Source organism: Erythrobacter sp., from assembly GCF_039988855.1.
Classification (GTDB): domain Bacteria; phylum Pseudomonadota; class Alphaproteobacteria; order Sphingomonadales; family Sphingomonadaceae; genus Erythrobacter.
The window spans coordinates 41,915-66,843 of the sequence record NZ_JBDXIY010000018.1; the positions used below are offsets into that span (position 1 = coordinate 41,915).

Here is a 24,929-nt window from a genome sequence, read left to right on the forward strand (position 1 = left end):
CAGGAGGACGCGTATGAAGATCATTCTGACTGGCTCTTCTGGCCGCATTGGCCGCGCTATCTTTAATGCTTGCTGCGGCGAACACGAGGTTATCGGCATTGACCCGAGGCCCTTTTCGGTCACGCACACAGTCGGGGATCTAACCGAAGAAAGTGTGATGCGTCCTTTGCTGGAAGGGGCGGACGCAGTGATCCATACAGGTGGTCCGCACGCGCCGCATGTCGGCGAAATGCCGGATAGTGAATTTACCAGAGTGAATGTGGCCGGCACAGCTCAGCTTTACGGTTGGGCGCTTACCGCCGGTGTAAAGCGCTTCCTTTATACCTCAACCACCGCGCTTTATGGTCATGCGGTTGAGCCAGAAAGGTGCACATGGATCAATGAAGAAACACAACCCTTGCCCAAAAGCATCTACCACCGCACAAAATTAGCGGCGGAGGAGCGGCTTGAAGATCTCGCGTCGAGCGACCTTCCTGTTCGAGCGCTGCGTATGTCTCGGTGTTTCCCGGAAAGCGCACCGCAAATGGCAACATATCGCTTACATCGCGGGATTGATGCACGCGATGTGGGAGAGGGTCACCGCACGGCTCTTTTTCATGAAGGCACCGCATTCGCACGCTTCATCTTGTCGGGCGACTCACCCTTCACCCGCGAGGACTGCGAAGGATTGAGGCAAGCGGCGCCCGACATAATCCGGGCTCGTGCACCAGCGCTCGCTAAAGAGTTTGACGAGCGGGGATGGAACCTGCCTCGGACAATTGACCGTGTTTATGATTCAGGTGCCGCGTGTACCGATCTCGGATGGAAGACGCGCTGGGGTTGGGAAGAGGTGCTGGTTCAGACAGATCGCAGCGATTTGGAGGTATTGCCCCAAAGCGCGCCCTTCGACCTCAGGAGAGAATGACGCCGGTCGTTGGGTTGGCATAAACCTCTTACTTTCAAAGCGATATTTTCAAAGTCCATTGGTCAAAACGGTTACATTAGTTTTCCTAATCGCTCTGATCGAATCTCTACATTTCCAAATTTACGCTGAACCACTATTTGACTTCTCAACGGGTCCCCCCACCCGTCAAAGAGGCGACCGGCCTCCCCCTCCGCCGGATCGCTTCGCACCTTCGACCAAGCCCACATCTATTTGGGCAATGTGTCGCAAAATACCGGAAGTCGCCTGACTTTCCTCTCCCCCTTGGAAAAGGCGGCTTCCGGTTCTTTTTTTCTCCGTCTTAGAACTTCGGAAGCGACAGTAATCGGCTTGCCGGATGTGGCAATTCGGCGATTGCAGACACGTTCTTGGCATAGGTTCGTGTCTCATCGGTTTTTACAATCAAACTCGACAGATTAATCGATTGGACCGGGCGACCCCACTGCATCATTGAAGTCCCAGCACTTCCGGCTCCCACGTTTCGAGTCGGATAAGACTATCCCAAAGGAGAAGAGACAATGGACGCAAAAACCGGAGATATCAGCGGCTGCCCATTCCACGGCGACGGCGCAAGCCGCACGTTGTTGGGCCGCACCAACAAAGATTGGTGGCCAGAGGCGACCGACCTTGGCCTGCTGACTGAGCAAGGCAAATCAGCCAACCCCTACGGCGAAGATTTCGATTACGCCGCTGCGTTCAACGCGATTGATTACAGCGCGCTCAAAGCGGATCTCACCGCTTTGATGACCGATGACCAAGATTGGTGGCCAGCGGATTATGGTCACTATGGCCCGTTTTTCATCCGCATGGCATGGCACGCAGCCGGCACCTATCGCACAGGCGATGGCCGCGGCGGCGCAGGTGCAGGTCAGCAACGTTTTGCACCTCTCAACAGCTGGCCAGACAATGGCAACCTCGACAAGGCGCGCCGCCTTCTTTGGCCGATTAAACAAAAATACGGCAAAGGCATCAGCTGGGCTGATCTGTTCATCCTTGCCGGTAACGTCGCGATTGAAAGCATGGGCGGACCTGTCTTTGGTTTTGGCGGCGGTCGTCCCGACGTTTACGAGCCAGAGATGGTCTACTGGGGCACAGAAGACCTTTGGGTCGACACCGGTGCCGAAACCCGCATCCAGCCTGACAAGGAAATGGAGCTCGAAAACCCGCTCGCGGCGATCCAAATGGGCCTCATCTATGTGAACCCAGAAGGTCCAGGCGGAAATTCGCATGATGATGAAGGCATGGCCCGCGATATGCGCCGCACCTTTGCAAATATGGCGATGGACGACGAAGAGATCGTTGCCCTGACCGCTGGTGGACACGCCTTTGGTAAAGCGCACGGCGCACAGCCTTCTGACACATTCTCAGGCAGTCCTGAAAGTGAAGCCCTTCATCAGCAAGGGTTTGGCTGGATGACGGATGCTGATGAAATTGCCAAAGGTCACATCACCACTTCGGGTATCGAAGGCGCGTGGTCGAACAATCCAACCGAATGGTCACACGACTTTTTCCGCCTGCTGTTCAAATATGACTATGAGCTGGTTCAAAGCCCGGCGGGTGCAAACCAATGGCAGCCGATCGATCAGTCTGAGGAAGACATGGCACCTGATGCTCGCGACCCGAACAAAAAGGTCCCGACAATGATGACCACGGCTGATATGGCTCTCAAGCGCGATCCGGAATTTGCGAAAATTTCGAAACGTTTCCTTGAAAACCCAGCTGAGCTTGATGACGCATTTGCTCGCGCATGGTTCAAACTGTGCCACCGCGATATGGGGCCAAAGGCTCGTTACCAAGGTCCAGAAGTTCCTGGAGAAGACCTGATCTGGCAAGATCCAGTGCCTGCTGGCACTGCACCTTCGTCAGCTGATGCGGACGCGTTTAAAGCAGCAATCCTCGCCTCTGGCCTGTCGGTCAGCGAACTTGTGAAAGCAGCTTGGGCGAGCGGCAGCACGTACCGCAATTCTGATCACCGTGGTGGCAGTGACGGCGCACGTGTTCGTTTGGCACCGCAAAACGATTGGGCGGCAAACGATCCAGCAGAGCTTTCAAACGTTCTCGCCAAAATCGAAGAGCTTCGTGGTTCTATCTCGGTTGCTGATGCGATCGTGCTTGCTGGTAACGCAGCCGTTGAGAAAGCGGCCTCAGACGCTGGCTTCACCGTAAGCGTACCGTTCACCGGTGGCCGCGGCGATGCAAGCGCAGAACAGACCGACGCAGAAAGCTTCGACCCGCTTGAGCCGCTTGCCGATGGTTTCCGCAACTATCTTAAAACAAAGCTTTCAGTGAAAACTGAAGACATGATGATCGACAAGGCACACCTTTTGGGTCTGTCACTTCCAGAACTTACCGTTCTGGTTGGCGGTCTTCGCGCGATGGGTGCGGTTAGCGGCAACACCGGTCACGGCGTCTTCACCGATCGTCCGGGCCAGCTCACCACTGACTTCTTCACCAACCTTCTCGACATGAGCACCAAGTGGACCCCGGTCGACGGCTCAGGAGACGAAGAATACGTGGGCACCTGCCGTAAGACGGGCGCTGAGAAGTTCCGCGCAACCCGCGCTGACCTTATCTTCGGCTCTAACGCACAGCTTCGCGCGCAAGCCGAAGTCTATGCAGAAGCAGGTAGCGAAGAGAAGTTCGTGAACGACTTCGTGGCTGCCTTCGCCAAAGTGATGGATGCCGGTCGTTTCTAAACTGGAACGCTGAACCAAGTCTGGGGCCACCCCCCGGTTCCCGTTCTTGGATCACAGAAGGCCCCCGGTGAGATAATCGCCGGGGGCTTTTTTATTGCTGACCTTCACAAAGGAAGGAGGGCTGGTGCCGACCAAACACCAAGCTATAACCAGCCGGCTGCCTTCAACTCCGCCACTTGAGCGCGGGAAACCGGAGCTTCTAAATCACCGGGCAAAACCAGCCGCACATTACGCCCTTCGCGGCGTACATCCTCGACTGCAAGGCGCGCCACCCACCAGCTTCGGTGGACCTGACGCCCTTCGATATCGGCCACATGCACCATCGCATCGCGCAGACGCATAAGGACCAATTCTGAACCAAGCGCGGTGTGCACCCGAACATAATGATCCTCCATCTCAAGCGCGATCACATCGCTGCCAAGAACTGGTGGAAGAGCATCAATGAGTGGATTTGCTGCTGCCGCCTTCGTCACCGATTCATCCGTCGATCCCGGCGTAGCAGATTCAAATTCGCTGGCTTCGTCATGGTCCATAGCATCCGCCATTTGCGTTCGTCCATTATTGGCACGCGGACCAATGAAGTTAAACAACAAGGTGATGCCGCCGCCGATTACAAAGACGTAGAAATAGCTCGTGAGCGCTTCCTCAAGCGCAGGCATCCTCGGCCAATTGGGCATGAATTGGACGAAGTAGACCGCAATGGTCATCGGTACCGTCGCGACCGCAGCGGCACCGATCCAGAGTGGCAGAACCGGAAGGTCGAGCGCTACGTGCAACCGGTCCACGGAGAACCCCATCGGCGAATAGATAGCATAGCCAAGATAGGAGAAAGTCAGCCAAGTGACGAGCCGTACGCTGATCGGCAATTCAATCGATCCAAACGGGCCAATAACAGCCAAGAAAAGGCCAATTGTCGTCATGATTGCAAGGTCAGTGAGCGTGCTGCGCCAGAATGCCGCTCGAGAGCTGAGCGTCTTTTCACGGCTCGTCACTTCACCAGAAATACTGTTCATACCGCCATAGGTGCCTGCCCATTCGCGCTTCGTAAAGTGGCAAACTCCAGAAATCCCGGCAGCCTTATGCCATTTCGCGAAGGTCACAGCCAACCGGCGCATATACGATTGATGGCGGGCTGGCACAGGTCACATTGGGTTGCAGCGACGCAAATGAACCTGAAAGACCCATCATGACTGCAGCAACTTTCCCAAGCCCGTTGAGCACTTTCAAACGCCTCAGCCAACCCAAAGGCGTGATGCAATTGGGGCTTATCACACGGGCTTTGGTGATCTTCGCAGGCTCCACGATGTCAGCCGTTTGTGTACTTGCCATTGCACGGGCCTTGCTTGGTTATGCGCCAGACCTACCTCACCTCAGCAATGCCGCAGTCTTGTTCCATGTAACGACAGTGGTCCCATGCGTCCCTTTGGGTCTCTACTTGCTGCTCGCGCCCAAAGGCACTGCGATGCACAAGGCGTTGGGAAAGCTCTTGGTAGCGTTGATGGTGGTCACTGCGACCTCTACCTTATTCATCCACGAAGGCATGGCGCTATCGTGGATTCACATTTTTGTGCCGCTAACCTACCGCGCATCGTGGTTGATCGTCAGCAGCGCACGCAAAGGCGACATCAAGCGCCATAAGGCGGAGATCGTGGGCCTGTTCCTTGGCGCACTGATGATCCCCGGGATCTTCGCGATCATTCTACCGGGCCGTTTGATGAATGTGATGCTGTTCGGGTGAAACCGATCAGGACCGCCTCAACACCAGATAAAGCGCGCCCTCTCCGCCATGCCGGATGTGGGCACGCCGCACTGCTGCGATGGAGTCCGCATGACGACTGACCGCCAACCAATCCAATAGTTTTGCCCGAATTGCCCCGCGCTTTGAACCTCGGTCAGCTGGGTCCACCGGGCGCTCTCGCCCCGCAACAACCAAAACAACGCGAGCGCCCATCATGCGGGCCTGATCGAGCCCACCCATGATCCGGTCATAAGCTCGATCCAGATTATGGTCATGTAAATCGAGCGTATAGTCTGGCGCTATCTGGCCCGATTTCAATTTGCGGTTCCAACTACCATCAAGTTGGTTGGACGCCATGGGGCGTTTTGTTGGGGCCGGGCTGTTGGTACGCGTAAGTGGTCGTTTTGCGATCAAGGCTTGTTTAGGTAACCCGCTTGTCGCTGGCTTGGGTTGAGGTTTGGCCTTGGTTTCAGGGACCGCGTCTTGAGGTGCTGCCGGGACTTTCTTTCCCGGCATCGGTGTTACACTCGATGCAAGACGAGCCCAAGCGCGCTGCTCGGGTTCACTAAGGCCGCGCGGGAAGCTCACCGCCGGTTATTTGAATTTCGGGAATCGAGGCGTGCGACGGTTCCTTTTGGAAGGAAAATCAGAGCAGAACCGCGTCCGCTCATCCCGCCCGCAATCCGGCGCGCATCATCGCCAGCACCCCAAAAAGTGTCGAACCGATTTGCGCCTTTAATCGCGCCGCCTGTATCCTGTGCGATCCAAAGACCATCCGCTTCGTTGCGATCAAGGTCAAGCCACACAGGCGCACCAAGTGGAACGAATGCCGGATCCGCGGCGACTGAGGCGCGGCTGCGAACGGGTACGCCAAGCGCGCCTAGGGGGCCATCACCGGTGAGTTCGCGGAAGAATATCCAACTTTTGTTGAGGCGCATAAGCTCGCGGCCATCGCGCGGATTGTCGCGGATGTAAGCCATGATCCCTTGCATAGAACCGGAATACTGCCCTGGGCCGTTACCCAAAAGCCCACGCTCGCGCATGACTCCGCCAATTCCGGTGTATCCGCGGCCATTCTGCCCAGCATAGCCGATCCGAATGATCTCCCCTTCCGGGGTCCGCAAACGGCCCGAACCTTGTATCTGTAGAAAGAAGAACTCCACCGGATCAGCTGCATAGGCAATGACGGGAACACGTCCGGTCAATGCGCCATCCTCAATCGCGGCGCGATCGTAATATGGCACAAATGACCCATCAGGCTTGCGACGGCCAAGAGGCGCACGTCCAGTGCGCTCTGATCGAGGAACATCGGCAGGCCAACCCCGCGCAAGGTCATCAGGCATCACATAAACCGGCACATTAAATCCGGGTCGACGGGTGCGAGACCCAGCGATCTCTGGCTCGAAATAGCCGGTCGCATAAGCGCTTCCATCGCCCACACGTGCGGTTTCAAAATGAGTTTGGAAAAAACGCGGAGCATCGCGCAACGGCCAACCCACAGCCGCCTCGCAAGCTGGACGCCAATCGGTGTTATACGAAAGGCCGCTCCTGTCTTCGCGGCGAAGGAGTTGCGGGCAGCTTTCGACAAAGCCTGCCAAAGCTGTTCCTGCATCGCTTTGACTGATTCCGAGCGCGCCAACACTTGGTCCCCGCACGACGCCCGAAAGAGCAGCGCTTGTACCGGTGGTCACAGGTGGAGGGACCGGCAGAACTGGGCTCGGCGGACTTACGTCTGGCACAAGCCGCAAGCAGCCAGAAAGAAGAACAAGCGAGGCAAGTGCAGCCGCACCAGCGCCTAATGAGCGCGGTGCGTGCCGGACCGCTTCTGGCCCTTGAAGACGGATGGTTCTTGCCGGAGAGTTCGAGTTTTGCCTGCGAAGACGCAACATCGCGAAGCCCCCCTTCCAGCCTCGACCCTAAGCTTGGTCGGTTTCGTCGAGGATCCAGTTGGGATCACGCGACGAAATATCGCGGCTGAAGGTCCAGATGTCGCGGCTTTCAACCGCATCATCGAGACTTCCTGCGACAACATTGCCATCCTTGTCGCGTGTGACCGCAGCGATGTCGGCAACGAACATAATCGCAATACGCGCCACTTTGCTAAACTTGCTAGTGTCGAGCGATGCAGAGTGCACGCGGGTTTCTTCGATACGGATCAATTTGTTCTGTAGCGTGTGGCCAGCGGCCTCGCGTTCATCGATCACACCTTCAAACCCTGCGAACACATCATCGTCACACAGTTCACGAAGAGTGTCTTTGTCCCCTGCCCAAAATGCTTCAAGCACCATTCCATAAGCGCCTTTTGCACCTTCAACAAAGGAAGCGAAGTCGAAATTGCGATCAGCATTGGCGATGTCGCGAATGCCGCTTTCGACGGCTGGCATCACGCCTTCGAGCTCAGCAGGACGCACCTGCGCCGCTTGCGCCGACTGCCCCGTTGCGGGTGTTTGTGCAGGCATCTTATCGCTCGGCTCAAAGCGTTGCGGGATCGATTCCTCTTCATGCTCTGCCCGGCGGCCGAGCACCGAGTACAGGCGCAGCCCCAAAAAGGCTGCGATCATTGCGAGGATGACGATTTCTACAATCACGTTACTTCCTTGATCTGGCCGCTTTCGCGCATTTTCCACTTCAATCTTAGTCACCATGACTGAATTGAAAGTGTATGCCAACACGAGATACGCCCCGGATTGGCGTAGGATGCTTCAAAAGCACCATTGTTCGTCCCATAGATAGGGAGAAAATTCAATTCTCCAACGCCGAATCGCACGAAGAATAGGGCAATTTGTAAGTGAGGACGGTTTGATTTGCAGTCAAATCGTTCCCGACATCCCATTCTCAAGCAAATATTGCCCCACCGATTGCCCTTGGGCTTGCCCCCTGCTAGGCGCGCTCACCGGATTAACGTGTTTGCGCCCGCACTGTTTCTGGACCGCGGCAAAGACACTTGAACACTTGTATCGAAAGACACTTCATTATGGCCGACGAAGGCGACGTTCTCACCAATCTCGACAATATGGGCGCAAACACGGGCGATGATCAGCCAGCCGCTGGAATCATTACGCAATATGTCAAAGACCTTTCAGTTGAAAACCCAAGTGCGCCTGACGTGTATCAATGGGCCGATCAGCCGAAGGTAGATGTCCAATTCAACATTGGCGCAGAGGCCAAAGGCGACGAGGTCCATGAAGTTGAGCTGAAAATCAACATCACGGCGGCTGGCGAAAAAGGCCCGGCTTACATTATTGAGCTCGCCTACTGTGCGCTTATTGGCATTCGCAACATTCCCGAAGAACAAGCGCATGCCTTTCTTTTCGGCGAAGCACCGCGCATCATCTTCCCATTCGCACGCCGGGTTATTGCCGATGCGGTGCGTGATGCAGGCTTCCCGCCGTTGATGATTGAGCCGATTGATTTCAACGGCCTCTACATCCAGCAACTGCAGGCAAAACGTGCTCAAGAAGGCGCGGTGACCACACCCACGCCAACAGCGTAAGGGTTAACACCTTGCTTTCATGCGTCGACGGCGCATACCTTTACGCTCATGAGCCTGCTCAAAAACGTGGGGACGATCGGGTCCCTCACCCTTCTTAGCCGGATCGCCGGGATGGCGCGCGAGATGATTTTCGCGCGCGTCCTTGGTGCGAATGGCGTGACGGATGCGTGGTTTCAGGCCTTCATCATCCCGAATGTGTTTCGCCGCCTTTTTGCAGAGGGCGCGTTTTCTGCGGCGTTTGTGCCAATGTTCTCCAAGCGTTTGCACGGCAAAGAGACTGCTGAAGAGGGCATGGAAGACGCCAAGAGCTTTAGCGCCGATGTGCTGAGCGTCTTCTTGCCGATTTTGATCGCATTGGTCGCGGTGTTTGAGATCGCTATGCCCGGCGTCATCTGGCTGCTTTCGGAAAAGCCGATCAACACGGAAACCTATCCGCTCGCCGTCGATTTTGCGCGGATCATGTTCCCTTACATCATCCTTGTTAGCATAGTGACGCTGTTCACGGGCATGCTCAATTCGGTCTCGCGTTTTGCGCCAGGTGCATCGTTCCCGATCATCTTGAACCTTGTTCTGATCACAGCATTATTGACAGGCGAATGGTTTGCCCAAACCACCGGCGCAAGCGTTACCCAGATCGCATATGGCATCGCCTGGGCTGTAACAGGCGCAGGTGTGATGCAGCTTGCGTGGCTGTATTATTGGACGCGGGTTGAAGGGTTTCGCCCCAAGCTTTTGTGGCCGCGAATTACACCTGAGGTAAAGCGACTCTCGGTCATTGCCCTTCCCGCAGCCATTGGCGGGGGCGCCTATCAGATCAACACCCTGGTGCAGCTGTATTTCCTCAACCAACTTGAGGATGGGTCGGTCAGTTACATGAATTATGCCGACCGGCTGAACCAATTGCCTCTGGGGATTATCGGAATTGCCTTAGCGACAGCAATTTTGCCCAATCTGTCGAAGTTTATCGGCGGCGATGACAAGGATAGCGCGGACCGCCTGCAATCCGATGCAATTGAACTTGCAATGCTGCTGACTATTCCGGCTGCTGTTGCCTTGGCAATCTGCGCCGAGGCATTCGTTACGATGATTTTCCAAGGCGGGCGCTTTGATCTAGCCGACGCAGCTGTAACAGGCGAAGTGCTTGGAACATTGGTGCTAGGGCTTCCGGCGTATGTGCTGGTGAAAGTGTTGGTCCCCAATTTCTACGCCCGCGCTGACACGCGCACCCCAGTGGTGGCCGCGTTTATTGCGCTTGGCGTATTCATCACTTCGACCATTTTCTTCCTCGAAACCTACGGCGTCATCGGTGTGGCGTTTGCCAGCGTAGTTGGTGCTTGGATCAATGTGGGCTTCTTGCTCATCGTTCTGGCCGCACGCGGATTCTATCGCATGCCTGCCATCTTGATCTTCCGTCTGGCAAAGCAAGCATTGGCAGCAGCGGCCATGGGAGCAGCCCTCTACTATGCGAACGATCTCCTTACCGAATGGTACTCGGCTGGATTGTTTGCCCGGCTCGGCGCATTGGGCATCCTCATAGGAGCTGCAGTCATCATCTATTTCGGGCTCGCCTTCCTCTTTGGAGCCATCGACAAACAGCGCATCATTGCCCTCACCCGCAAGCAATAGGCTTGTCTTGCACCGTTAAACACATCTGCTATTGGCGATGGACATGACCAACACATTCTTCTCGGCCAGTTCAGCTCCGCTGCGTTTCGCAGTGCGTGGGCGGGCGGCCTGGCGATGGCTTTAACGCTTTAAAAGCGAAGCCTGGCCCAAATATATCAGAAGAAAGAGTAACCAAAATGAGAGTTGTTTCGGGCATCCAGCCCACAGGAAAGCCGCACCTTGGCAATTACCTTGGCGCGATCGTCAACTATGTGAAGTTGCAAGACGAAGCGCAGGCCGCTGGCGGGGAATGTTATATCTTTCTCGCTGACCTTCACGCCATATCACAGCCACATGATCCGGCTGAACTGACGCAAAATACCCGTGAAATGGTCGCGACATTGGTTGCATGCGGAGTCGATCCCACAAAAACCGTCCTATTCAATCAAGCACAAGTGCCCGCCCATGCAGAGCTGCAATGGCTGCTTAACGGCACGGCGCGCATGGGATGGCTCAATCGTATGACACAGTGGAAGGACAAGGCGGGCAAAAACCGAGAGGGACAGAGCATCGCCCTCTTCACCTACCCCGTTCTGCAAGCCGCGGATGTGCTCCTCTATCAAGCAACACATGTGCCGGTGGGCGAAGATCAGAAACAGCATTTGGAACTGGCTCGCGACATTGCTCAAAAGTTCAACACGGATTTCTGCGCTGAAGACGCGCCGCTCTTTACCCTGCCCGAACCTTATATCCCGCCAGCAGCTGCGCGGATTATGAGCCTTCGCGATGGCACATCTAAGATGAGCAAGTCCGACCCTTCCGAAATGAGCCGGATCAGCCTTACTGATGACGCGGAAACGGTTATGAAGAAGGTCAAGAAAGCCAAAACCGACCCAGAGCCCCTTCCATCCGAGGAAGCTGGCTTGGTAGACCGCGCAGAGGCCAAAAATTTGACTGGCATCTACGGCGCTTTGACCGGGAAGAGTACAGCGGAAGTTCTCAGCGAACACGGCGGGCAGGGATTTGGTGCATTCAAACCTGCACTTGGCGAGGTATTGGTTGAAACACTTCGCCCCATCAATGAGCGCTTCATGGAATTGAAGGACGATCAGGAAGCGTTGGATGCCATTCTTGCGCGCGGGGCCTCACAGGCGCGCGAACGCGGAATTCCGACGCTTGATGCAACTTACAAGGCGCTGGGCCTAGTCAGAGGTTAGGCTACCCTGCCGAACACCCCGAAGTGGGACACGTTCAAACTGGGTTCAGCACTCGGTTGTAGTGTTATTAGCGCGAGTGACTGATCGCAAAGGGTGTGGCCGTTCAAATCATTGATGATTGATCGCTGCGCGAGGGCGGTGACGATCCGGGCTTGCAAGGGACTGTCCAGTGCGCCTTCGTCTCAAGGCCGCACTGGAGATTTTGTGAAGGATATGCCATGACCACACCTGATATGACCTCGCGTTCAACATTTGGCCGTCGCTTGTTGCGAACAGGCCTTGTTGCAGGACTTGCTTTAGGGCTCGCTGCCTGCGCCTCATCATTCAAAGCGGATGTCTCGCGTTTTCAAACGCAGCTGCCTGCACCGCAAGGGCAAACCTTTGCCGTTGTTGCCGATGATCCGGCGCTTGCCGGTGGCCTTGAGTTCGCCCTCTATGCCGATTTAGTTGCCGCTGAGATGGCAGAACTCGGCTATGTTGCCTCTGCTTCGCCCGAGGCGGCAAGCCTGCTGGTACGCTTTGACTACAGCGTCGACAATGGACGAGAGCGTATCCGCTCCACCCATCTTGGATCAGGCTTTGGGCATTTCGGGAGCTTTGGCCGGTTTGGTGGCTTTGGCCGCTTTGGCCGTTTCAGAGGATTTAGTGCGCGCCGCAGTTTTGCCTTTGGCTTTTACGACCCATGGCTTGCAGGTCCTGATGTGCGCAGTTTCACCGTCTACACCAGCGAGATCGACCTCAAGATCGACAACACCGCCACGGGTGAGCGCCTTTTTGAGGGCCAGGCACAGGCCGCCTCGCGCTCTAACCGCTTACAATCGCTCGTCCCTAATCTGGTTGATGCAATTTTTACCGATTTTCCCGGAAACTCGGGTGAAGTCTTGCGTATTACGATCCGTGAGGATGGAAAAAGCGTAAAGCCAGCAAACTGATCCACGCCCGAACACCACCCGTTGATGGGACGAAAAGGCGGCGGAAGGGAAAAGCGCCGCCTTTTTGTATTGTGGAAAGGTCAGCGCCCCTGATGAGCGCCGAAACAATTCTTGCTAGACGAGCCCAGCAATGAAACCTCTTAGCCTTCTTTACATCCTTGGCGCAGCAGCGGCATGGATTGCAGCACCGGCAAGCGCTGTTCAGCAAGATCGCAATCAAGGCGGTGAGGAGACATTCGTAAATCTCGGACGTTGGATTGTCGTTCAGGACGAAGGCGCGCGGGCGTGCGAATTGCGGCTCACAGCCGATCCGCAGGTAATTCTTCGCTATCGTTTGGCAGATGGCCGTGCTGGCTCACTCGCGCTTCAACGCAAAACCGGCCGGTTTTTCACTGGGATGGTTGGCGATGTAACTTGGTCTTTTGATGACGCGCGATTTGCTGGCTATCAATCGGGCAGCAACTATTCACTTTCGGCGGGTGCAAGGGATATTGAAGCGGCGTTTCGCGCGGCAAAAACCCTTTATGTCGACCATGGTGGAAACCAACTCGCGCGCATCGATCTAAAGACAAGCTCTGCGGGTTTTCGCCTGCTCAAGCAATGCGCCCAGCAGTGGCGCTATATCCCGTGGTATCGCAGGCTAGCGAGTGCCAATTACCGCGAATTGGAAGCGCCGACCACACGATCAGTGCGTTCTACGCCAACAGGCACCCAGCCCGCAACAAGAGAAGGCGGCATCGCCCCTCCTCTCGAACAACCCGTTCTCACCAGGTCTGTAGCCGCTCGGCCAATCAATCCGGCTGGTTGGATTAGCAATGAGGACACTCTCCCTTGGCCCTCTCGCGGTTTTCGAGAGGGTCGCGGAATTTTGCGTTATACTCTTCTCGTCGATGAGAACGGCCGTGCTGAGGATTGCGAAGTCAATCGCAGCACTGGTTCGCGCCGATTTGACCGTCAAGCCTGCCGGATATTGATGGACCGCGCCCGGTTTGCACCTGCCCGCGGCCCAGACGGTGACAGGGCGAAGGCAGAATACAGCGCTAGCGTGCGCTTTGCACAGGAATAGTCGCTAGAGCTTTGCGTGCCCGCCGGTTGAGCCAAAGCCGCCCTCACCGCGAGTCGTGGCATCAAGTTCGTCCACTTCTTGCCACATCCCCTGTGTGACGGGCGCAACCACAAGCTGTGCCACTCGGTCACCGCGAGCAACCGCGAAATCCTCAGGTCCATGATTTATGAGCAGGACCTTGAGCTCGCCCCGATAATCTGAATCGATTGTTCCAGGCGTGTTGGGCACGGTGATACCGTGTTTGAACGCGAGGCCTGAGCGCGGGCGAACCTGAATTTCGTACCCTTGCGGAATTGCAACCGACAGGCCAGTCGCCACCGCATGGCGCGCACCTGGTGCAATCGTCACATCCTCTGCAGCCACCACGTCCATGCCGGCCGCCCCTCGCGTGGCGTAGGCAGGCAAAGACAGTCCCTCACCATGGGGCAGGCGCTTCACTTCGACAGTAACCGTGTTCGTCATTCAGCTGCTTCCGCTTGGAATGTGTCCGCGACGCGCTGCATAATCGCCATCGCCACCTCTGATTTCGGCATTTCCTTAAGGTTCTCAACGCCGTCCCCGGTGATGATATGCACTGCGTTTTCATCACCGCCCATCACATCGCCTGAAACATCATTGGCAACGATCCAATCGACCGCCTTGCGTTTGCGTTTCTGCTTGGCGTGGTTGATCACGCTTTCCGTTTCAGCAGCAAAGCCCACAACGAGCTTCGGACGCTTTTTGCCCGCTGCCAGATTGGTGAGAATATCGGGGTTCTCGGTTAGCATAAGCGCGGGCGGTGCAGAGCCGCGCTTCTTGATTTTTTCATCGCGGTATTCCTTGGGACGCCAATCGGCGACGGCTGCAACCATCACCGCAACATCGCAAGGAAGCGCGCGCTTAACCGCGGTCGACATTTCTTCGGCGCTTTCCACGTCGACGCGGGTAACGCCCTTGGGTGTTTTCAGATAGACAGGCCCTGCGACAAGAGTCACTTCCGCACCCAGCGCAGCCGCAGCAGCAGCAATTGCAAAGCCTTGTTTGCCGCTGGACCGGTTGGCGATATAGCGCACCGGATCAATCGATTCCCAAGTGGGCCCAGCCGTCACCAGGACGTGCTTGCCTTCAAGCGGTTGGTGGGACGCATCGGCCGTGATTCCAGCAATCTCTTCCTCATCCGCTTCGATTGTTTCCGCCTCGACAGGTGCGGCCTTTTTGGCGGCAATCTTCGCAGGTTTGGCTTCTTCTGTTTCCAGATTAGAAGCCTTGTCGTTGAGGCCTTCTTCGGCGGCGTCAGGGGCAAGACGGCGATCATCCACTTCGTGATTGATTGCGTCCTGATTGACGGGGGGTGCAGCCTTGCCAGAGCCTTTCACAGCAAGCGGCGAGCCATCCAGATCCGGATTGAACTCAATATCTTCTTCGGGAAGCTCTTCTAGGAATTCCTCTGGCACTTCTTCGCCAAGTGCATCTAGCTCAGCCTGAATTTCCCCGGCGCTGCGTTTTTCTGTAGAGCGCGGAATAATCCTCGAGAGCAGCCCCCCAAGACCACCAGCAGATGCTGCTTCGCTCTCATCTTCCGGCTCAATCGCTTCCACCTCAGTTGGTGGAAGGGTCGCCGGCGCGAGCGGTGATTCTTCTTCAACCTCAATGTCGAAGTGACCTGCAATCGCACGCCAAATGGATGGTGGTTCGGGTAAGCGGCCATAGCCAAACTCGCCGCAAGCCATCATCCCCTCATCGGGGTGCATTACTGTAACGCCATTTTCGCGTAGCGTCTCAACGTTGCGAACAGTTGACGCATGCTCCCACATCTTAACGTTCATCGCAGGGACCGCCATGACTGGCTTATTGGTGGCAAGCAGCAGAGTTGTCGCAAGATCATCAGCAACGCCTGCCGCCATTTTGGCCATCAGATCGGCTGTCGCGGGGCACACAACCACAAGGTCGGCCTCACGCGACAATTCAACATGCCCCATCTCGACCTCGTTCTTGAGATCGAACAGCGACGTATGCACTTGATTTTCCGAAAGGGCCGCCAAAGACATGGGGGTCACAAACTGCTGACCACCCTTGGTGACGACGCAAGTGACATCTCCGCCCGCCTTACGCACAAGCCGCACAAGCTCGAGCGATTTAAAGGCCGCAATTCCGCCACCGACGATGAGTAAGATTTTAGGTCCCTTACTGCTCACAGCTTGTCTAACTCCTTCAAACCCTGGGGCACATCGCCTTTGTCTGGGCCACGTCTAGCCACGTTCGACGCTTGCGCCAAGTGTGTGAGAAACCTTGCGCTTGGATGGTTAAGATTGCACTTAAGCATAAAGCCTTCGGGCAAGAGAGATTTAAGGGGATCATTTGTGGCTGTCATTTTGCGCGTATCGCTGTTTCTATTGGGCGTTTTGTTCATCTTTATCGGGTTTGGGTTTTTGACAGATCCGGTTGGTTCGGGCGCAGGCTTTGGTTTGGCGTTGGCGGATGAAACAAGCGCACAAGGGCTTTCCTCACTGAGGGGTGATTTCACATCCTTTTTCTGGGTAACGGCTGGATGCCTGATCATCGGCGCTTGGAAAGCCAATGCCACGTTATTGCATACAGCTGCCGCCTTGATCGGAACTGTTTGCGTGGTGCGCGCGATCAGCGTCTTTGTCGACGGGACCTATGAAGGCTGGATGATGCCGATGGGGGTCGAGCTTTTAGCTACGCTTCTGGCGCTTACCGCAGCGCGGGTTTTGCCCGAATCGCAATAGCACGATGTCGCAGGCGTGCGTTCGATCTGCGGGTGATTTGATAGCCTTAGGAAGGCAAAGAATATGGGCAAGAAAACCCGATAGGGTGCCCTGACTTCTGCCTTGCGCAGACTAGATCAGCCCGGCAAACCCAGCGCCGAGCACCGCGCCTGCTCCGACAAGACCGGCCACGAAATAGCCAGACCAACTGCCACCTGATTTGCCGCCTCCCTGTTCTGAAGCGCTATCAGTATTCTGACCGAAATCGGACATCAACTTGATGTCCGGCAAGGGAACTTGTTCGGGTGCGCCGCCTTTCGCTGGGAATCGTTCGTCGATCCGGCGGATAAGGTCAGGCAGGCGCAAAAAAGTCTGCGCGTCTTCTTTCAGCCGCTCTGCCACCGCCGCCTCTGGTCCAAGCTCATCGCGGATCCAATCACGCACATAAGGGGCGGCTGTGTCCCACATATTGATGTCGGGATTAAGCTGTGTTGCTATGCCTTCGACCATCACCATCGTCTTTTGCAAAAGCAGCAAATGTGGCTGTGTTTGCATGTCGAAATCGCGGGTGATCGCAAACAATCCGTCGAGCATCTGCCCGACGCTTAGCTCTTTCACAGGCTTGCCGCGCATAGGTTCACCAACCGCGCGCAGAGCCGTCGCAAATTCGCCCACCGAATGGTAGCTTGGCACATATTGTGCCTCAAAATGGATTTCGGCGACACGTTTGTAATTGCCTGTGGTGAGGCCGTAGAGAATTTCTGCCAACCATTGCCGCGCGCGGCGATCGATCCGGCCCATGATCCCAAAATCAATCGCGGCGATGGTGCCATCGGCCTGCACAAACAAATTCCCTTGATGCATGTCAGCATGGAAAAAACCTGCGCTGATTGCTTGAGTAAGGAAGCTGATCACAAGCCGCTGTGACAAAGCGTTCAGATCATGGCCCGCCGCCATCAAATCTTCGCGGCGCGAGATTTTGATACCGTCGACCCATTCGATGGTCAGTACTCGGCCATTGGTCCGGTCCCAATCGACACCGGGGATACAGTAACCATCGACCCCGCTCATATTCTCAGCAAGCTCAGATGCAGAGGCCGCCTCGCGCCTCAAATCAAGCTCTGAATAAGACCAGCGTTTGAAATTGGCGATCGTCGCGCGCGGACGCAAACGGCCCGCTTCGCCGCCCATCGCCTCTACGTGAGCCGCTGCCCATTCATAGGTCGCGATATCCTCGACGAATTTCTTTTTGATACCGGGGCGAAGGACTTTGACTGCGACCTCGCGCCCATCGGTAGTGCGTGCCTTGTGAACCTGCGCGATAGAGGCCGCACCCACGGGTTCCGGGTCCACTTCAGAAAAGAGCGTTTCCAACGGCTGATCAAAACTCGTCTCGATCGACTGTTTGATAAGCGCAAAATCCACAGGCGGCAGGTCGTCCTGAAGGCTTAGCAGATTGTACGCCGCCTCCTCGCCTACAAGATCGGGCCGCGTGGCCAGCGTCTGCCCCAGCTTAATCGCAGCCGGACCGATTGCACGAAATGCGCCCGCGTAATCGCGCTCACCCTTCTTACCAGTAAGGGTCGCTAACCGTGCTAATCTCGCCAATCGTTTTATCGGTGCAGGTGCGTTGGGATCGTCCTCAATCCCCACCAAAGCGCGGCGGCGCGCAAGGGTTACGCCCCATCTTGCAAGACGGAAAAGATGCGTTGCAGACGTGGTCATGCGTCTTAGACTTTCCATCCTGAATGGATTGCGACCGCGCCGCCCAGAATAATCTCGGCCTTGGTGTTCACAAAGCCAGCGCCCCGGATCATCGCCTCAAACTCTGGCGCACGAGGAAATTTGCGGATTGATTCGGCGAGATAGCGGTAGCTTTCGGCATCACCTGCGATTGCTTGGCCCATGCGAGGCATGATGTGCATTGAATAAAGGTCATAGATCTCGCGGAAGCCCGACCAATCTGTGACAGAAAATTCCATGCAATAAAACCGGCCTCCGGGGCGAAGGACGCGGTACGCCTCGGCCAAAGCTTTCTCTTTGAAGGTCACATTACGAATACCAAACACGATGGTGTAGGCATCAAAACTGTTGGAGGCGAAGGACACTTCCTCGGCGTTCTGGCAAGAGAACACGAGACTGCCTGCCTCTGCCGCTTCATCGCGTTCCATCGCACGCTCTGCACCCACGTCGAGCATTTCCTGATTGATATCCGCGACGGTGATATTCGCGCCCCGGTCCGCCATGCGAAATGCGATGTCGCCCGTGCCGCCCGCCATATCGAGGATGTTTTCGTGAGGTTGAGGTTTAACGCGCTTTACAAAACGGTCCTTCCAGCCTCGATGCATGCCAAAAGACATCGCGTCGTTCATGATGTCGTATTTCTTGGCAACGCTGGAGAAAACCTCGCCTACGCGGCGGGTCTTTTCCTCTGGGCTTACATCGGAATAGCCAAAGGAGACGGTGTCGGACGATTGGTCAGTCATAGGGCAACCCCTAGAGGGAATTGTGCCCCGCGCAAAGGGTGATAAAGGGTGTATTTTCCGCGTGCGGTCAAAGTCTTTGATGCATGCGCCCCTGGCGTCCGCCCGGTACTTGGCCATACCATCCCGTGAGCGATTGCGAGCCCAAACAAAGATGCCCGAATTACCCGAAGTTGAAACCACAGTCCGGGGGCTTGCAAAGTTCCTTGACGGCGCGCGCATTGAACGGGTTATCCTCAACCGCCCTAATTTGCGCCGCCCTTTCCCCAAAGACCTTGCGCAGGTCATGACCGGCGCGGTCGTCATTGGTCTCTCGCGCCGCGCGAAATATGGGCTGTTTCACCTCGACCGGGATCAAAGCGTTATCTTCCATCTCGGCATGAGCGGTCGCTGGCGGATTGATCCGGAAGAACCCGACAAGCACGACCATATGGTGATAGAAACGGCAACCAACCGCTTTGCCTTGTGCGACCCAAGGCGATTCGGATCAGTCGATATGGTTGCCACCGATGCGCTGGACGAATGGGGTCCTTTTGCAAGCCTTGGACCAGAGCCTTTGGGACCGGACCTCACGCCCGCCTATCTAAAGAGTACGCTTAAGGGCAAGGTTCAGAACATCAAGCTGTGCCTGCTCGACCAGAAGATCATCGCTGGTCTCGGTAATATATATGTGTGCGAGGCGTTATGGCGCTCTGGCATCCGTCCAACCAAGCAGGGCGGCAAGGTGACACGGCCTCAACTGGAGCGCTTGGTGCCCGCAATTAAAGACGTGTTGGCGGTCTCTATCCGCGACGGCGGCTCCTCATTGCGCGATTATGCAGCGCCCGACGGTGAGCTAGGCTATTTCGCGACCAGATTCGATGTCTATGGCCGTGAGGGTGAGGCATGCCACCACGATGACGGCGGTGTGATCAAGCGTATTGCCCAAGGTGGGCGCAGTACATGGTATTGTCCGATGTGCCAAAAATGAATGCTCCAGAGCCAATGACAGGCAAACATTCCTTGCCTTTCACACCGTTTCACACTAGATGCGCCGCTTTCCGGCGGTGAATCGCCGCATTTCTTATACCCAATTGAGATTTTCCGGGCGCATTTTGTGGCCCTTACAGAACGCGAGACAGACAGACCTATGGCAAACACGCCTCAAGCCCGTAAACGTATCCGTCGCAACGACCGGCGCGCAGAAGTAAACACTGCACGCATGAGCCGCATCCGCAGCTTCGTCAAAAAAGTCGAATCAGCTTGCGAAGCTGGCGATAAGGATGGAGCCGCTACCGCTCTTAAGGCCGCGCAGCCAGAACTGGCGCGCGGTGTTGCGCGCGGCGTGATGCACAAGAACACAGTGGCGCGTAAAATGTCGCGCCTGACCAAGCGAGTCGCTGCACTCTGATTCGCTTCTAGGTAGAGGTAAGTAGGGTAATTTTACCTAACGTGACCCCTCGTAGAGAAACTAAGGGCCGTGTCTGATGACACGGCCCTTTTGTTTTGCCTACGACATAGTGTGGTTAACTGCCGAGAATGCCCGGAATTCCAACGATTCGCAGACACGAAACCATCATTTCGTTTAAAATCAATACTTTGAACGCAAGCCTGCGGGGTCGGGTCGAGTCAACACAAATATTTAAGATTTATTGCAATTGATCGCTTGCGCTCACCGCCGAAGATGCGCTTATTAGCGCTCTACCCGGCGCGGGACAGTCCGGGTTCACACATTTGATCGACAGGTTAGTCTGTGAGGGGTGCCTCAGAGGGTGAGGGATGCTTTACCCGATCGCAAAGTCATGAGCTAAGCCTTGGAGCACTGCTTTCGAGGACTGATAATAGTGGGGAACGCATGGGGCATAACACAGATAAGACGCGGACAACGCGCCGTAAGGCTGATGACGATTTGATGGAAGATGCAGAATCTGTGAACTTGGCTGCCGATTGGGCCGACATTAGCCAAGGCCTCAAAAAGGACCTCGGGCACCAATTGCACAGCCAGTGGATCAAACCGATTCAGGTCGGCGGCATTAACAAAGAAACGGGCACACTTGACCTGTTTTTGCCAACCGAATTTTCTGCCAATTGGGTGAAGGACCGGTTCCACGACCGTTTGCAGCTTGCTTGGAAAATCATGCGCAGTGATGTGCGTACGGTTAACGTTCAGGTACATCCCGGTCGCCGCCAGCTTCCAGAACTGCGTCTTGACGATGGACGTCGCCCAGCAAATGACGGTGCGAGCGCGATTGCGGTTGCTGCTGGCACAATCAGTGACGCTGGTTTCACCTCAAGCGTGGGCCTCGACCCATCGTTGACATTCCAGGCCTTTATTACCGGCGAAGCCAATGTGCTTGCTTGCAATGCAGCCCAGCGAATGGCCGCAACTGAGCAACCGCAATTCTCGCCGCTTTACCTCAAAGCGGCAACCGGTCAGGGCAAGACCCACTTGCTCCATGCGATCGGTCATGGCTTCCTTGCATCACACCCTCGCGCTCGCATTTTCTACTGCTCAGCAGAGCGGTTTATGGTTGAGTTTGTGCAGGCTCTTAAAGCCAATCAAATGATCGAGTTTAAGGCGCGGCTGCGCAGCTTTGACCTTCTTCTGGTGGACGATATCCAATTCATCATCGGCAAGGCGAGCGCGCAAGAAGAGCTACTTTACACGATTGACGCACTCCTGGCCGAGGGCAAACGCCTTGTGTTTGCCGCTGACCGTGCACCGCAAGCACTCGACGGTGTTGAGCCACGTTTGCTGAGCCGTCTTTCCATGGGTCTGGTCGCCGACATTCAAGCCGCCGATATTGAACTGCGCAAGAAAGTGCTCGTATCGAAACTCGCGCGCTTCGCACCGTTGAGCGTGCCAGAAGATGTGATAGACTTCCTTGCACGGACAATCACTCGCAATGTTCGGGAATTGATCGGCGGGCTGAACAAGCTTATCGCTTACGCTCAGCTGACAGGCCAAGAGGTCTCGCTGCATCTCGCAGAAGAACAGCTGACCGATATCCTTTCCGCCAATCGCCGCCGGATCACAATTGACGAAATCCAGCGCACTGTGTGCCAGTTCTACCGGATAGACCGGTCAGAGATGTCATCAAAGCGCCGCGCGCGTGCGGTGGTGCGTCCGCGCCAAGTGGCGATGTATCTTTCAAAGGTACTTACTCCGCGCAGCTATCCGGAGATTGGCCGCAAATTTGGTGGCCGCGATCACTCAACGGTTATTCACGCCGTTCGCTTGATCGAGGATTTGCGCACGCGCGATGCGGATATGGACGGAGATGTTCGCAGCCTACTGCGCCAGCTCGAAAGCTAGACGAAGGTTAATTCGCACATTATTTTCACGGGATTTCAACAGGATGGACAACAGCTGTCCTCCCCAGAAAATTCACATCCAATCGACACCATATCGACAGGGCTATACACAGCCCTGTCGACAGGGCGTGCACAGCATGTAAACAGCCCATCCATGAGCTTGTCCCCAGCCCGTCTTGACCGGTTTGCCCGCCATATTGTGCTGCCCGAAATCGGCGGCGCAGGGCAGGTGGCGCTTTGCGGCAAGCACATCGCAGTGATCGGGCTTGGCGGGATTGGTTCGCCCGCCTTGCAATATTTAGCCGGTGCGGGGATCGGACGCTTCACCCTTGTTGATGACGATGTGGTCGATGCAAGCAATCTCCAGCGCCAGACTATCTTCACTGCCCGCGATGTCGGCCACGGCAAAGCCACCAGCGCACGCCGCTGGCTCGCGAATTTTGACGATGCTCTAGAGGTGAACATCTCTGATAGCCGGATCACTTCGGAGAATGTCGGCGACCTCATCGCGGGCGCGGATCTTGTGCTGGATGGCACCGACAATTTCGCCACGCGGCTCGCGGTGTCCGATGCCTGCGTTGCCGAGCGCGTGCCCTTACTCTCCGCTGCTGTTGGCCGCTTCCAAGGTCAAGTCGGAGCCTTTGCCGGGCACCTTGTAGGAAGCCCATGCTACCGCTGCTTTGTTGGCGATGCATTCGATGCGGAGGATTGCGACACCTGCGCCGAAGACGGCATGCTTGGCGCGATGGCCGGATGGACGGGCAGCTTTACCGCTATGCAAGCGGTGCGCGTGCTCTTGGCGGGCGTCAACCGTTTTGGGCAACCCATGTGGGGCAAGCTGCATATCCTCGATGGGATGCAGCCGGGAATGCGCACACTGACCATTACGAAGGACCCAGCGTGTAAGGGGTGCGGGTGAGAATGATCGCAGAGGGGCGATTGCCTTGGACCAAGCCTCTTTTTCCTACACACCTCTTTTCTGGCACAGGATTTTCTCGAAGTTCATCATCGACAAAACCGAATACAGCAAACATCCCAAACCAGAAGCGTCTCGTTCACTGAATATACAAACATTTGAACAATAAAGATTTATTCGATTTTTTATGCATTCGATGAGATAGCCATGTCTCATAAATCAAATCCTAAAAGAGGCATTGAGACGGAGGAAACATACCCTTTGGGACACTTGCGCCTCCCCACTGTTTACCACACAAGGACGAAGCCTCTAACCCGTACCCAATCGTATTTCTCCTCAGGACAAACCCAATGATCACCCTTCTCTCGCCTGCCAAAAAGCTCAACTTTGATGAGCCAAGCACCTCGCTTGAGATCACTCGCCCCCGGCTTGAAGATGATACGCGCGAGATCGCTGGCGTTGCTAAAGAGCAATCGGCACAGTCGCTCGCCAAGTTGATGCATATCTCTGACAATCTGGCTGCGCTGAATGCAAAGCGGTTCAAGGCGTTTGATCTGGAGGGTCGGAGCAATTCGGCAAAGCCTGCAGGGCTAACCTTTGACGGCGACGTCTATTGGGGCTTGGAGGCAAAGTCGCTGGGTGATGAAAGCTTGGCTTATGCGCAGGATCATTTGCGCATCTTGTCGGGGCTTTACGGCGTGCTGCGGCCCATGGATGCGATCCAGCCTTACCGGCTTGAGATGGGCACCAAGATGAAAAACCCTCGCGGCAAATCGCTCTATGATTTTTGGGGCAGCCGGATTGGTGAGCAATTGGCTGGCGACCTTGAAGGGCACGGTGATCAAACGGTCGTGAACTTGGCTAGCAACGAATATTTCAAGGCGGTCGACACCTCCGCCCTGCCCGGCAAAGTGATCGAGGCAACCTTCCTCAATGTCAAAGACGGCGAGGCGCGGCGGCTTATGTACCATGTCAAATTTGGCCGAGGCCTGATGGCGCGCTGGATTATGGAAAACCGGATTGAGAAAGCGGACGACCTGCGCGGATTTAATGCGGAGGGTTATACGCTCGATGCAAGCGCTTCGAGTGAGACGGAGTTGGTGTTTACGAGGCCCCAACCGCCGGTGAAGAAGAAGTAAGAGGGCTAGGCTCCGAGCACTTCTTCCACCCACGCGGGCACCAATTCGCTCGCAGGACCATGGCGCGCTTCATGGAAAATCGACGTGCCTTCGCTTGGCTCAAGGTTGAGCTCCAACGTGCGCGCGCCCAGACGCTTGGCCTGCTGAACAAAGCCGGCCGCTGGATACACCGCGCCGCTGGTGCCGATGGATACGAACAGGTCGCACCCCATCATCGCCTCTTCGATCCGGCGCATTTGGTACGGGATCTCACCGAACCACACGACGTCGGGGCGCAAAGTTGGGGCTTGGCATACGGGACACGGCGGGCGGTCAATCATGGTGGTCTCCCACGGCGAGCGAGTCCCACACGATGTACAAAGGGCGGATTTTAGCTCGCCGTGCATATGGCAAATTGTGGTCGATCCGCCCCGCTCATGCAGATCGTCAACATTTTGCGTCACAAGGAGAAGATCGCCAGAGAAATCACGCTCTAACCGGGCAAGAGCTGTATGCGCAGCATTAGGCTCCACATCCGCCAAAGCCGCCCGGCGCGCATCATAGAAACCCAGCACAAGATCAGGATCGCGCGCGAAACCCTCAGGAGTTGCAACGTCTTCGATTGAGTGCTTTTCCCACAACCCTCCACTGTCGCGAAAGGTGTCGATCCCGCTTTCTGCGGAAATTCCGGCCCCTGTTAGGATGACGATGCGAGAAACCTGTGTCATGGACGTATTGAAA

At 55.9% G+C, this 24,929-nt stretch carries 23 protein-coding genes; 14 read left to right on the forward strand and 9 right to left on the reverse strand.

Going from position 1 to position 24,929, the window contains the following annotated elements; translation table 11 throughout:
* Positions 1–13: 13 nt before the first annotated feature.
* Entirely contained in the window at positions 14–904 is an 891-nt protein-coding gene (locus tag ABJ205_RS11730) for an NAD(P)-dependent oxidoreductase (RefSeq protein ID WP_348155952.1), read from the forward strand.
* Positions 905–1,440: 536 nt separating this feature from the next.
* Positions 1,441–3,618 (forward strand): catalase/peroxidase HPI, encoded by a 2,178-nt coding sequence (gene katG, locus ABJ205_RS11735; protein WP_348155954.1) that lies wholly within the window; start codon positions 1,441–1,443, stop codon positions 3,616–3,618.
* A 143-nt stretch (positions 3,619–3,761) separates the two neighbouring features.
* Here katG and ABJ205_RS11740 read toward each other — a convergent pair whose 3' ends face one another.
* The gene (locus ABJ205_RS11740; RefSeq protein WP_348155956.1) at positions 3,762–4,718 is read right to left on the reverse strand and encodes a LytTR family DNA-binding domain-containing protein; all 957 of its coding nucleotides are present in this window, start codon (positions 4,716–4,718) and stop codon (positions 3,762–3,764) included.
* Between the two features lie 86 nt (positions 4,719–4,804).
* Between ABJ205_RS11740 and ABJ205_RS11745 the strand changes: the two genes are divergently transcribed.
* On the forward strand, positions 4,805–5,356 hold the full coding sequence (locus ABJ205_RS11745) for a hypothetical protein (protein ID WP_348155959.1): 552 nt from the start codon (positions 4,805–4,807) through the stop codon (positions 5,354–5,356).
* Positions 5,357–5,362: 6 nt separating this feature from the next.
* Here ABJ205_RS11745 and ABJ205_RS11750 read toward each other — a convergent pair whose 3' ends face one another.
* The 3 genes from ABJ205_RS11750 to ABJ205_RS11760 form a co-directional block, all read right to left on the reverse strand.
* Positions 5,363–5,713, reverse strand: a complete 351-nt coding sequence (locus ABJ205_RS11750; RefSeq protein WP_348155962.1) for a Smr/MutS family protein — start codon at positions 5,711–5,713, stop codon at positions 5,363–5,365.
* A gap of 227 nt (positions 5,714–5,940) precedes the next feature.
* Positions 5,941–7,245, reverse strand: a complete 1,305-nt coding sequence (locus ABJ205_RS11755; RefSeq protein ID WP_348155965.1) for a murein transglycosylase A — start codon at positions 7,243–7,245, stop codon at positions 5,941–5,943.
* 27 nt (positions 7,246–7,272) lie between these two features.
* Positions 7,273–7,944: a Tim44/TimA family putative adaptor protein gene (locus ABJ205_RS11760; protein ID WP_348155968.1), complete on the reverse strand. Its 672-nt coding sequence runs from the start codon at positions 7,942–7,944 to the stop codon at positions 7,273–7,275.
* A 386-nt stretch (positions 7,945–8,330) separates the two neighbouring features.
* Between ABJ205_RS11760 and secB the strand changes: the two genes are divergently transcribed.
* The 5 genes from secB (at position 8,331) to ABJ205_RS11785 (ending at position 13,669) form a co-directional block, all read left to right on the forward strand.
* Entirely contained in the window at positions 8,331–8,849 is a 519-nt protein-coding gene (secB, locus tag ABJ205_RS11765; RefSeq protein WP_348155970.1) for a protein-export chaperone SecB, read from the forward strand.
* A 48-nt stretch (positions 8,850–8,897) separates the two neighbouring features.
* Positions 8,898–10,475, forward strand: coding sequence for a murein biosynthesis integral membrane protein MurJ (gene murJ / locus ABJ205_RS11770; protein ID WP_348155972.1), 1,578 nt, complete (start codon positions 8,898–8,900; stop codon positions 10,473–10,475).
* 176 nt (positions 10,476–10,651) lie between these two features.
* Positions 10,652–11,671, forward strand: coding sequence for a tryptophan--tRNA ligase (gene trpS / locus ABJ205_RS11775; RefSeq protein ID WP_348155974.1), 1,020 nt, complete (start codon positions 10,652–10,654; stop codon positions 11,669–11,671).
* 233 nt (positions 11,672–11,904) lie between these two features.
* Positions 11,905–12,603 carry a DUF4136 domain-containing protein gene (locus tag ABJ205_RS11780; protein WP_348156207.1) on the forward strand — a complete coding sequence of 233 codons (699 nt, stop codon included), beginning with the start codon at positions 11,905–11,907 and terminating at the stop codon, positions 12,601–12,603.
* A gap of 130 nt (positions 12,604–12,733) precedes the next feature.
* Positions 12,734–13,669 (forward strand): TonB family protein, encoded by a 936-nt coding sequence (locus ABJ205_RS11785; RefSeq protein ID WP_348155977.1) that lies wholly within the window; start codon positions 12,734–12,736, stop codon positions 13,667–13,669.
* A 3-nt stretch (positions 13,670–13,672) separates the two neighbouring features.
* Here the strand turns inward: ABJ205_RS11785 and dut are convergent, their stop codons facing one another.
* Together dut and coaBC are read right to left on the reverse strand one after the other, a co-directional pair.
* Positions 13,673–14,131, reverse strand: a complete 459-nt coding sequence (dut, locus tag ABJ205_RS11790) for a dUTP diphosphatase (RefSeq protein WP_348155980.1) — start codon at positions 14,129–14,131, stop codon at positions 13,673–13,675.
* Complete coding sequence (gene coaBC, locus ABJ205_RS11795; RefSeq protein ID WP_348155983.1) at positions 14,128–15,843, reverse strand: bifunctional phosphopantothenoylcysteine decarboxylase/phosphopantothenate--cysteine ligase CoaBC; 1,716 nt, start codon at positions 15,841–15,843, stop codon at positions 14,128–14,130. The genes dut and coaBC overlap by 4 nt, the downstream gene beginning before the upstream one ends.
* Before the next feature lie 165 nt (positions 15,844–16,008).
* On the opposite strand from coaBC, the gene ABJ205_RS11800 reads away from it, so the two are divergent.
* The gene (locus tag ABJ205_RS11800) at positions 16,009–16,398 is read left to right on the forward strand and encodes a hypothetical protein (protein WP_348155986.1); all 390 of its coding nucleotides are present in this window, start codon (positions 16,009–16,011) and stop codon (positions 16,396–16,398) included.
* Between the two features lie 111 nt (positions 16,399–16,509).
* Here the strand turns inward: ABJ205_RS11800 and ubiB are convergent, their stop codons facing one another.
* Entirely contained in the window at positions 16,510–18,102 is a 1,593-nt protein-coding gene (gene ubiB / locus ABJ205_RS11805) for a 2-polyprenylphenol 6-hydroxylase (RefSeq protein ID WP_348155988.1), read from the reverse strand.
* A 5-nt stretch (positions 18,103–18,107) separates the two neighbouring features.
* Complete coding sequence (locus tag ABJ205_RS11810; protein WP_348155991.1) at positions 18,108–18,863, reverse strand: class I SAM-dependent methyltransferase; 756 nt, start codon at positions 18,861–18,863, stop codon at positions 18,108–18,110.
* A 151-nt stretch (positions 18,864–19,014) separates the two neighbouring features.
* On the opposite strand from ABJ205_RS11810, the gene mutM reads away from it, so the two are divergent.
* The 5 genes from mutM (at position 19,015) to yaaA (ending at position 24,209) form a co-directional block, all read left to right on the forward strand.
* Positions 19,015–19,830, forward strand: a complete 816-nt coding sequence (mutM, locus tag ABJ205_RS11815) for a bifunctional DNA-formamidopyrimidine glycosylase/DNA-(apurinic or apyrimidinic site) lyase (protein ID WP_348155993.1) — start codon at positions 19,015–19,017, stop codon at positions 19,828–19,830.
* Positions 19,831–19,989: 159 nt separating this feature from the next.
* Positions 19,990–20,250 (forward strand): 30S ribosomal protein S20, encoded by a 261-nt coding sequence (gene rpsT, locus ABJ205_RS11820; protein ID WP_348156209.1) that lies wholly within the window; start codon positions 19,990–19,992, stop codon positions 20,248–20,250.
* Between the two features lie 444 nt (positions 20,251–20,694).
* Positions 20,695–22,155 carry a chromosomal replication initiator protein DnaA gene (gene dnaA / locus ABJ205_RS11825; protein ID WP_348155995.1) on the forward strand — a complete coding sequence of 487 codons (1,461 nt, stop codon included), beginning with the start codon at positions 20,695–20,697 and terminating at the stop codon, positions 22,153–22,155.
* Positions 22,156–22,308: 153 nt separating this feature from the next.
* Positions 22,309–23,073, forward strand: a complete 765-nt coding sequence (locus ABJ205_RS11830) for a HesA/MoeB/ThiF family protein (RefSeq protein ID WP_348155998.1) — start codon at positions 22,309–22,311, stop codon at positions 23,071–23,073.
* 347 nt (positions 23,074–23,420) lie between these two features.
* On the forward strand, positions 23,421–24,209 hold the full coding sequence (gene yaaA, locus ABJ205_RS11835) for a peroxide stress protein YaaA (protein WP_348156000.1): 789 nt from the start codon (positions 23,421–23,423) through the stop codon (positions 24,207–24,209).
* Between the two features lie 5 nt (positions 24,210–24,214).
* Here yaaA and ABJ205_RS11840 read toward each other — a convergent pair whose 3' ends face one another.
* Positions 24,215–24,916 (reverse strand): NAD-dependent deacylase, encoded by a 702-nt coding sequence (locus ABJ205_RS11840; protein WP_348156003.1) that lies wholly within the window; start codon positions 24,914–24,916, stop codon positions 24,215–24,217.
* Between the last annotated feature and the right edge of the window lie 13 nt (positions 24,917–24,929).